Raw genomic sequence first — 7,408 nt, 5'->3', positions numbered from 1 at the left:
TGCATCATGCTCAAGCAGGCCGCTCAACTCGCCGCAGATCCATAACAGCCTCTAGAAGAAAGCAAAGGTTCTTTCTTGTAAAAAAGAACCAAGAAGCTTTTCTCACTTTGGCGTCCGGCTGCCGGCCTCCAGGCGGGACGCCTAACAAAAAAAAGTCCTTTGCTTTTCTTCTTCAGAGAAAGAAGAATCCCCTTGCTACCTTCGATCCGGCAGATCGAGCGATGTCGTCGCCGTCGCCCCCGCATCCACCGGCAGGATCACCCCCGTCATCCAGCGCGCATACCCCGAGGCCAGATAGAGCACGGCCGCGCCGCAATCCCAGCCCGTGCCTTCGCTGCGCAGCAGGGACCGGTTGCGGCGGGCTTCGCGCATCTCTTCTGTCATGCCGCCGGCATAGACCATGGGCGTGTGCAACATGCCCGGGCAGACGCAGTTTACACGGATATTGTCGCGCGCATGATGCACCGCCATGGCACGCGTCATGTTCACCACCGCGCCCTTGGAGGTCGGGTAGAGCAGGTTCGGCGTGCCGCCGCGCAGCCCGGCGACCGAGGCGATATTGACGATCGTCCCGCCGCTGCGCCGCGCCATCTCCGGCACGGCGAATTTTGCCATCAGCATCATGGAGGTGACATTGACCAGCAGCCCGTGATTCCACTCGGCCAGATCGACATCGACCGCGGTGCCGCGGGCGCCGCCAATGCCGACATTGTTGACCAGCACATCCACTCCGCCGAATCGCGCCACGGCCTGAGCGACGATGTCGCGGCAGGCATCGGGCTGCGTGACATCGGCTTCCACCACCAGGGATTCGGCTTCGATCATTTGCGCCGTGCGCTCGGCCCAGGCGCGGTTGCTGTCCACCAGCACCACCCGCGCGCCAGCCTGCGCCAGCAGGATGGCGGCGGCGCGGCCATTGCCGATGCCCTCCGCCCGCGATCCAGCGCCGGTGATGATGGCGACCTTGCCCTGAAGCTCCTGTGTGATGCCGGGCGTCATGCCTGCTTCTCCGCCTTGCCGCCCAGCGCCGGCGCTTCCGCCAGATCCTCCATCCCCTGCAGCCGCACCGGAAAGCGCGCCAGCGGGCCAAGCACGGTCGGCATCATTGCACCGCGCACCACGAATTGTGGGAATTGCGCCAGCTCGGCCGGTGATACCACGGGGGCGGCGGGGATATCGGCGGCCAGTAGGCGCTGCAGCAGCGGCTCGCTCTCCTCCTCGGCGCAGCGGGTGGCGATCAGCGCATTAATCGCCTCAGTCTGCGGCACGCGTTGCGCCATGCGGGCATGGTCGTCCGTGTCGAAAGGCGCCAGCATCAGGCTACTGGCCAGCCGGGCCCAGAAATGATCCTCGAGCGCGCCGATGCTGATCGAACGACCGTCGCGGCAGGCGAAGGCGCCATAGCCGGGGCGGGCCAGCGCCATGCGGCGCTGCGCTTCCAGATCCTCGGCGCCCGCGCCGGCGAAGCGGCCCAGCCGCGGGTTCATCCAGTGTAGCGCGCATTCCGCCAGTGCCACGTCCAGATGCTGGCCACGCCCTGTGGTGGCACGCTGCAGCAGCGCCGCCAGCACGCCCGCCAGCCCATAGACAGAGCCGCAGAGATCGGCCACCGGCACGCCTGCACTGCCAGAGGAGATTGCCTTCAGACCGGCCACCGAAAGATAGTTCAGGTCATGCCCCGGCACCGCGGCATAGGGCCCGTTCTGGCCATAGCCGCTGAGCGAGACATAGATCAGCTTCGGGTTGCGCGCCGCCAGGCCGGAATAATCCAGCCCGAGCCGCGCCATCACCCCAGGGCGGAAGCTTTCAATCAGCACATCGAAGTCATCGGCCAGGGCCTGCGCCTGTGCACGTCCCTCGGGCTGCTTCAGGTCGATCAGCACGCTGTCCTTGCCGCGGTTCGCTGCGCCGAAAACGCCCGGCGACATACGCCGCACCGGGTCGCCCGCCGGCGGACGCTCCACCTTCAGCACCGTGGCGCCCAGCTCCGCCAGGCAGCCGGTCAAAAAGGGGCCGGGCAGCAGCTCTGAGAAATCCAGGACGCGGAGGCCATGCAATGGCGCCGGCATCAGATCATCTCCTCGTAGAGGGCCGTGGCTGCGGCGGCATCCAGCGGGCGGGGATTACCGCGAGTGGCGGCGCTCAGCTGCGCCTGGCGCGCCAGCTCCGGAATCATCTCTGGCCGCACCCCCAGCGCGCCCAGCCGCGAGGGCATGCCGAAGCGGTCGCGCAGCCCGGCGAAATGCGCGACCAACCGCTCCGCCGCTTCCGCCTCACCCTCCTCGGCGCCGACGATGCCGATCATCCGGGCAATTCCCGCATATCGCGCTCCGGCGACGGGCATGTTGAAGCGCATCACATGTGGGCAGATCACGCCGAGCGATTCGGCGTGGGTGCAGTCGGTCAAGGATTCTACCGGCGTGGACAGGCCATGGATCGCATCCACCCCCTTCAGATGGATGCCATGGCCAGCCAGGTAGCTGGCCAGCATCATCTGCGACCGGGCCTCCAGATCCTGCCCATTCTCCACCGCGCGCCCAATATGCGCGGCGGCGCGGCGCATGGCATCGGCGCCCACCATCTCACCGATCGGATGCGGGCGGTTGGAGGTCAGTACGCCCAGCGCATGCATCAGCACGTCGAAGCCGGTGGCCGCCGTGGCACGCGGCGGCAGGCTGACCACCAATTCCGGGTCCAGGATGGTCAGGACAGGGCGGATATGCTCGCTGCGCAGCACCAGTTTGCGGCGCGGCGTCTTCAGCACCGCGCCCAACGTCGTCTCGCTGCCGGTGCCGGAGGTGGTGGGCACGGCGACGAAGCGCAGCGGCGCCTGCGGCACCTCATGGATGCCGTCATCGAACAGTGCGTCCAGGCTGCGGCCGGTGAAGCGGCGCAGGCAGGCGCCCTTCACCGCATCCAGCGTGCTGCCGCCGCCCAGCGCCACCACCGCGTCGCAATCCTCTGTCTGCCACAGGGCCAGGATGGCCTCCACCTCTGCCTCGCGCGGATTGGGGCTGACGCCGGCATAGACGACCACGGACAGGCGGGCATCGTGCAGCAGCGCGGCCAGACGCGACACCAGACCCGCCGCCTGCAGTCCAGGATCGGAGGCCAGCAGGACGCGCGTGGCACCAAGGCCGCGCAGCCTGTCGCCAAGCTGCGTGATGCTACCTGGACCGAAGATGGCGGGATTCGGCCAAGTCACACCGAAAGCGGAAAGCGCGTCGCCGGTCATTTTGATCCTCCCACCCGCCGCGAAGGCTTGTCGTCGCAGCTTGCTACGACATGTTGTAGAGAACTACAACATGTCGTATTTAAGTGGCATGATGGGCAAGCCGGCTGGGAGGCCAAGACGGTGATCAGCGAGCAGCAGCGCGCATCCTCAATGCATGATGGCGGCACGATCGGCGACATGATCGTCACCCTGCTGGACCGCTATCCGCAGCGCATCGCCTTCATCGACGGCGCGCGCCGCTTCACCTACGCCGAGACACGGGACGCGATCAGCCGTGCCCTGCAGCAATTGCGGGCCCTCGGCCTTCGGCGTGGCGACACGGTGGTGCAGCTTTCCGGCAACCGGCCGGAGGTCTTCTTCGTCACCGCGGCGATCTACCTGCTGGGTCTGCGCTCCGTGACGCTGCAGGCCATGGGCGGCATCGAGGATCACGCCTATATCCTAGACCATTGCGAGGCGCGGCTGCTGCTGGCCGATGCCGCCTATGCCGGCCGCGCGCGTGCCCTGCGCGACCGCTTGCCCGCCGTGCCGCATTGGTATCTGCACGAGGCCGACGCCGAATTTTCCGGCTTCTGGGCGGAGGCCGCGCGCTTCACGCCGGCGCCTCTGCCTTCAGAGGCCACGCCGGACGACATCATCCGCCTGGCCTATACCGGCGGCACCACCGGCCGGCCCAAAGGCGTCATGCTGCCCGGCCGCGCCACCCTGACCCAGACCCTGCTGCTGATGGCCGGGCGCGCCTGGAGCGATGCGCCACGCTTTCTCTGCCCCACGCCGATCTCGCACGGCGCGGGCGCCACGCTGATCCCGGTGCTCTGGCGTGGCGGCACGATCATCCTGCAGCAGGGCTTCGACCCGGACCGCTTCCTGGATGCACTGGAACAGCACGGGGCCACCGCCACCTTCCTGGTGCCCACCATGGTCTACAAGCTGTTGGATCATCCGCGCACACGGCAAACCGATTTCTCCCAGCTGGAGACATTGATGTATGGCGCCGCGCCGATGTCGCCCGCGCGCATCCGGGAGGCGCTGGCGGTCTTCGGCCCGGTGCTGCAGCAAGGCTATGGTCAGACCGAAGCGCCCAGCGCCATCCTGACCCTGTCGCGCCTGGATCATCTCGACGCCGATGACAGCATCCTGTCCTCGGCTGGCAAGCCCTACCCTGGCATTGCCGTGCGACTGCTCGACGATGACGACCGCGAGGTGCCGCAGGGCGAGGTGGGCGAGATCTGCGTGCGCGGCCCGCTTGTCATGGCCGGCTATCTGAAGCAGCCGGAACAGACCGCGGAAGCCTTGCGCAACGGCTGGCTGCATACCGGCGACATGGCCTATCGCGATGCGCGCGGCTTCTTCTTCATCGTCGACCGCAAGAAGGACATGATCATTTCGGGCGGCTTCAACGTCTTCCCGAAGGAGGTGGAGGATGTGCTGACCGCGCATCCGGCGGTTTCTGCCGCCGCCGTCATCGGTGTGCCGGACGCCAAATGGGGCGAGGCGGTGAAGGCCATCGTGGTCTGCCGCTCCGGATGGCAGGTCTCGGCGGAGGAACTGGCCGCGCATGTGAAGGCGAGGAAGGGCGCGGTCGCTACGCCGAAAACGATGGATTTCGTCGCGCAACTGCCGCTGACCGTGCTGGGCAAGCCGGACAAGAAGGCCTTGCGCGCGCCCTATTGGGAAGGCCGGACCCGCGCAGTCGGCTGAGGCCGCTCATAGCAAGGAGAACCGCAATGAATCTCGCCCCCGGCTTGCCCGATCCCGGTCGGTCGATGCATGCGGAAAGCCTGGGCCAGGGGCCGCGCGGGACGCGGCTGGCCGGCCGCCGCCTGCTGCTGGTCGGCGCCGGCCAGCGCGCCAGCGCGGAGCCCGATCCGCCAATAGGCAATGGCCGCGCCATGGCCCTGCTCTTCGCGCGCGAAGGTGCGAGGCTCGCCTGCCTCGACTTGGTGACAGAAGCTGCCGAAACCAGCTGCCGCATGATCGAGGCTGAGGGCGGCCACGCCTTCCCCCTCACCGCCGATGTCGCCGATGCAGCGGCGATCCCCCCTGCCGTCATGCAAGCCGTGGCTGTTCTGGGTGGGCTGGATGGGCTGGTGCTGAATGTCGGCATTTCCACCCGGCAGGAGGTCGATGCCTTGACCGTAGCGGATTGGGACCGCGTCTTCGCCGTCAACCTGCGCAGCAACATGCTCTTCGCCCAGCAGGCGCTGCGGGTCATGGCGCCGGGCGGATCGATGCTGCTGATCGCTTCTCTGGCGGGGTTTCGCGCCGCCTCCCGCAATCCGGCCTATGAGACCTCCAAGGCGGCGCAGATCGCGCTGGCCCGCAGTCTAGCCCGCGCGGGGGAGCCACGCGGGATCCGCTGCAATGCCCTGGCACCTGGGTTGATGGACACGCCCATGGGCCGCGATGCCAGCCGCAACCGTCAGAATCGCGCCGCTGCCGTTCCCTTCGGACGTCAGGGCACCGGCTGGGAGGTGGCGCATGCCGCGTTGTTCCTTATCTCCAACGAAGCCGCTTATGTGAACGGCGAGTGCTTGGTCGTCGATGGCGGCCTGGGCGTAGGCATTGTGCGGGACTAGGAGGCAAGCCGCCTGAATGCGAGATATGCCCGGCGTTGTCGACGATAATGTCCAAGATCAAGGTAGCAACAAGGCCCATTGCTCCAGGATGCTGACAGCATTCCCGATGCACCTATGTATCTGGCGTAACCGCGCAGGTGCACATCATGATGCCGTTCCCTGGAGCCGGCATTGCCCCGGATCGTCTGCCTGGTCTGCTGGCCCGTCGGGTGAAGCAGGCGATCGTGGCCGAGGTTGTCGATACCTTCAACGACCGCTCCCGGGGTGAGCGGCCGGTCACACGCAGGCCGGATGGCCTGTTTGGGCCCCGGGCGGTGGCCTGGCGTGTCCATGGCGACGTAACAACAATGATGCTGGGCGGTATTGCCGGGCTTCTGCTGCAAATGCTGCACCCGGCTGCGCTGGCGGGCGTCTGGGATCATTCGCGCTTCCGGTCCGACATGCAGGGCCGGTTGCGACGGACGGCACGATTCATCGCCCTCACCACCTATGGCGGGCGGGAGGAGGCTGAGGCCGTCATTGCTCGCGTCAGAGCCATTCACGAGCAGGTCAGCGGCATCCTGCCCGACGGCACGCCCTATGCGGCGAAGGACCCGGCCTTGCTGGCCTGGGTGCATGTCACCGAGGTGACCCACTTTCTGGATGCGTGGCGCCGCTACGCCGAGCCTGGCATGTCGGGTGCCGATCAGGACCGGTATTTTGATGAGATGGCACAGATCGCCTTCCTGCTGGGCGCTGATCCCGTTCCCCGCAGCCGGGCGATGGCGCATCGGCTGATCCAGGATATGCGGCCGCAATTGCGCTACGATCGCCGCACATACGAGGTTGCGCGGCTGCTCTTGAGGCAGCCGCCGCAAAACAGATTGGCCAAGCCGATCCAAACCTTGACCATGCAGGCGGCAGCGGACCTCCTGCCGGCCTGGGCGCAACACATGCACAGCCTCACCGTGCCCATGTTGGGCCGCCCCCTGATCCGTGCCGGCGCGCTGGGCCTAGCGACAACGCTGCGGTGGGCCTTCCGGTGATGACAGCCTGAGCGTGGCTGCGGAGGATTACAATGAGGGAGCGCCCGCGTTCAGCGCCCTTCAGGGCTTCTCGCCCAGGCCTGATCGGATGAATGACCTGCGACCGCAGATTAATTCGATGGGCCAAGCATCCAATGCCGGTCTCCAGCGCTAGGTGAAATATCCAAGGAGGCCCAACATGCCACACACCATTACCGGATATTTCGATACGCGCCGAGACGCCGAAATAGCTGTCGAGCACCTCGTCCAGGATCATGGGCTGGACCGCAATCGCGTGCGGGCCGCGGCTGAAGGAGAGGACAATACATCGGGTACCGTGGTCTCCGGCGCGGACGCGGCTGATGCCGCTGCCGGAGAAACGCCGGAAGGCGTTCGCAAGGGCCGGATCATGGTGACGGCTGAGGTCGGTGACGATCAACTCGAGATGGCGCTTTCCAGCTTTCACCAGTGCGGTGCGGCTGATGTTGAAACTGCCTCTGCCACGTAGCCGACGGGTTGTCTTGACCGCTTCGGTCGGTTCTGTTGCATCTTTTGTGGTCTGGCGCGATCGGGGCCAAGCTGGGGTATGT

Annotated in this window: 7 protein-coding genes; 4 read left to right on the top strand and 3 right to left on the bottom strand. The window is 66.6% G+C overall.

What is annotated here, in order from left to right; genetic code table 11:
• Positions 1-195 precede the first annotated feature (195 nt).
• From ACVMLK_RS18485 to ACVMLK_RS18475, 3 genes are read right to left on the bottom strand one after another with little or no spacing between them, the layout of a single operon-like run.
• Positions 196-999, bottom strand: a complete 804-nt coding sequence (locus tag ACVMLK_RS18485; protein ID WP_422921835.1) for an SDR family NAD(P)-dependent oxidoreductase — start codon at positions 997-999, stop codon at positions 196-198.
• Complete coding sequence (locus tag ACVMLK_RS18480) at positions 996-2,069, bottom strand: CaiB/BaiF CoA transferase family protein (protein WP_457487226.1); 1,074 nt, start codon at positions 2,067-2,069, stop codon at positions 996-998. Before ACVMLK_RS18480 ends, ACVMLK_RS18485 begins: the two co-directional genes overlap by 4 nt.
• Positions 2,069-3,145 carry an iron-containing alcohol dehydrogenase family protein gene (locus ACVMLK_RS18475; RefSeq protein WP_457487228.1) on the bottom strand — a complete coding sequence of 359 codons (1,077 nt, stop codon included), beginning with the start codon at positions 3,143-3,145 and terminating at the stop codon, positions 2,069-2,071. Before ACVMLK_RS18475 ends, ACVMLK_RS18480 begins: the two co-directional genes overlap by 1 nt.
• Here ACVMLK_RS18475 and ACVMLK_RS18470 point away from each other — a divergent pair.
• The 4 genes from ACVMLK_RS18470 (at position 3,053) to ACVMLK_RS18455 (ending at position 7,326) form a co-directional block, all read left to right on the top strand.
• Positions 3,053-4,936: an AMP-binding protein gene (locus tag ACVMLK_RS18470; protein WP_457487225.1), complete on the top strand. Its 1,884-nt coding sequence runs from the start codon at positions 3,053-3,055 to the stop codon at positions 4,934-4,936. The two genes, ACVMLK_RS18475 and ACVMLK_RS18470, sit on opposite strands and share 93 nt — an antisense overlap.
• A 26-nt stretch (positions 4,937-4,962) precedes the next feature.
• Positions 4,963-5,814 (top strand): SDR family NAD(P)-dependent oxidoreductase, encoded by an 852-nt coding sequence (locus ACVMLK_RS18465; protein WP_457487224.1) that lies wholly within the window; start codon positions 4,963-4,965, stop codon positions 5,812-5,814.
• A gap of 146 nt (positions 5,815-5,960) precedes the next feature.
• Positions 5,961-6,839: an oxygenase MpaB family protein gene (locus ACVMLK_RS18460; protein WP_457487227.1), complete on the top strand. Its 879-nt coding sequence runs from the start codon at positions 5,961-5,963 to the stop codon at positions 6,837-6,839.
• 178 nt (positions 6,840-7,017) lie between these two features.
• Complete coding sequence (locus tag ACVMLK_RS18455; RefSeq protein ID WP_457487223.1) at positions 7,018-7,326, top strand: hypothetical protein; 309 nt, start codon at positions 7,018-7,020, stop codon at positions 7,324-7,326.
• The last annotated feature ends 82 nt before the right edge of the window (positions 7,327-7,408 follow it).

This window comes from Teichococcus aerofrigidensis (genome assembly GCF_054073225.1).
The sequence above is the reverse complement of the archived record's forward strand: the minus strand, read 5'-3'. Positions and strand labels throughout refer to the sequence as shown.